At 33.7% G+C, this 1913-nt stretch carries 1 protein-coding gene; it reads left to right on the top strand.

Annotated elements, in window-relative coordinates; translation table 11 throughout:
• The first annotated feature begins 204 nt into the window (after positions 1-204).
• A complete protein-coding gene (locus QZ334_RS08195; protein ID WP_295233556.1) occupies positions 205-1821 on the top strand; it encodes a methyltransferase regulatory domain-containing protein in 1617 nt (538 codons plus the stop codon).
• The last annotated feature ends 92 nt before the right edge of the window (positions 1822-1913 follow it).

Below are 1913 nucleotides of genomic sequence, written 5' to 3'. Positions count from 1 at the left end.
ATTTATTATATTATGAATATATTTTGACGGTATCTTAAAATAATATGGCCATTTCTTGAATAGGTAGTTCCTGAATTACTAATGCTTTTACAATAGGTAATATACTAGGAATTTGGTATAATATTAAATAGTTGTGCATATACTACTAGGTATATTGTACTGATATATGATTTGATAACTTTAATAGTAAATATAGAGGTGCTTATGGCTAAGGATAATCAACAGATCGCAACAGACGATATGCAACAAACAATATATAAAGAGTTAGGCTATAAATCCTATCCATTTCCTTTTACTACGCCTGCTTATTTGGAAGCATATGGTACACTTGTAGGTCTTAAGCCACCAACGGCTAAAACAGCACGTGTACTTGAATTAGGTGCTACGTATGGGGGAAATATTATTTCTCAAGCTATGCATAATCCAGAAGCAACATTTGTAGGTATTGAGCTTTCCCAAGATCAAGTAGAGAAGGGCAACAAAATTATTAGTGATGCCAAGTTAGATAATGTATCTCTATTGCAAGGGGATATTTTGAACTTTGGTGAATCCTTAGGAAACTTTGATTACATTATTGCCCATGGTTTTTACTCTTGGATTAGTGATGAAATGAAGGATAAGTTGCTTGATATTATATCTCATCATTTGGCTGATAATGGCATTGCATATGTATCCTATAATACATATCCAGGTTGGCATACGATGGAAGAGGTTCGTCAACTTATGCTATTTGCTAATCGTGGTTATGATGAGTTGACTCATAAGGAAAAGGTATTACGCGGTAAAACTGTTGGTAGTCTAGTAGGTGCTCAAATTCTTAATTATGATAACCTTAAAGAGCGTAATAGTAAATTCTTAGGTGCCTTGCGTTCCGTTATGCAAAAGGATGATTATTATGTAGGTCATGACCATTTAGAACCTCATAATGATCCATGTTACTTCTATCAATTCAATGATCATTTAAAAGCTCATAATCTTAGCTATGTATGTGATGCAGATTTAACATTATCCATGGTTCGTACCTATGATGAAAGCATCGCCGATAAACTTGAAAAATTGGCTCCTAATAGCCAAGCTGATCAAGAACAATATTTAGACTTTATGCTTGATACAACATTCCGCAAGTCTATTATTTGCAAAGAAAGTGCTGCAAAGGATATTAGCTATGATGTAGCTAATCCTGATAAGGTGAATACAGTACCTGTACGGTCTATCGTAAATAGTTTTGTATTCCAAATTCTCTTTGATGAAGAAGCATTAGAAATGTTTGAAAATGAGCTTGTACGAGATACATTCAAAGCGCTCATTAAAGATGGTGGCACTTTCAATATGATCGAAGCCCTTGCCATTTTAAAAGCTGCTCATGATACTGCTAATGCATCTGAAGATGACTTAGAACCAGCTGTATGTAGTTTATATAAAGCTATCGTTGAACATATGGTACGCGGTGGTATTCGATTCTATAAAACATTCCCTGATAAACAGGAATATATGGAGGGCTTATCCTATGTACCAGCACGTTTTACAAACTTTGTAAAAGCTATTGCTGATGGTGGTAGTGAATATATTTATGGTGCAAATATGTTTAATGACGCTATTGGTGATATTTCTGAAGAAGATTTATTGTTCATGGAATTATTGAATAAGCCTAAAGCCAAGTCTACGATGATTAAGAAGATTAAAGATTCTCTCTTTAGCGCTGATAAGGCCCAAACTGGTAAACACCAAAATGCCATGGCGGAAGCATTCTATAATGAATTGACGAAGCGTATGGAGCAATTAGGCTTTATTAGAAGTAAGAAAAACAATGGTCTTTCGTAATTCTTTTAAAATTTCTAAGATAATATTTTGGTGATTCATATAATCTTCAGAATAAACATAAAACCCATTACACTTATAACATTTATGTGTAT

This window comes from Veillonella sp. (assembly GCF_019414865.1).
In the GTDB taxonomy this organism is placed as follows: Bacteria; Bacillota; Negativicutes; order Veillonellales; family Veillonellaceae; genus Veillonella.
Note: the sequence above shows the minus strand (reverse complement) of the source record. Positions and strands in the feature narration are given on the sequence as shown.

Bases quoted from the DNA above. Each gene is read 5' to 3' on its own strand.
- QZ334_RS08195 (WP_295233556.1), top strand. From the start codon at position 205: ATGGCTAAGGATAATCAACAGATCGCAACAGACGATATGCAACAAACA.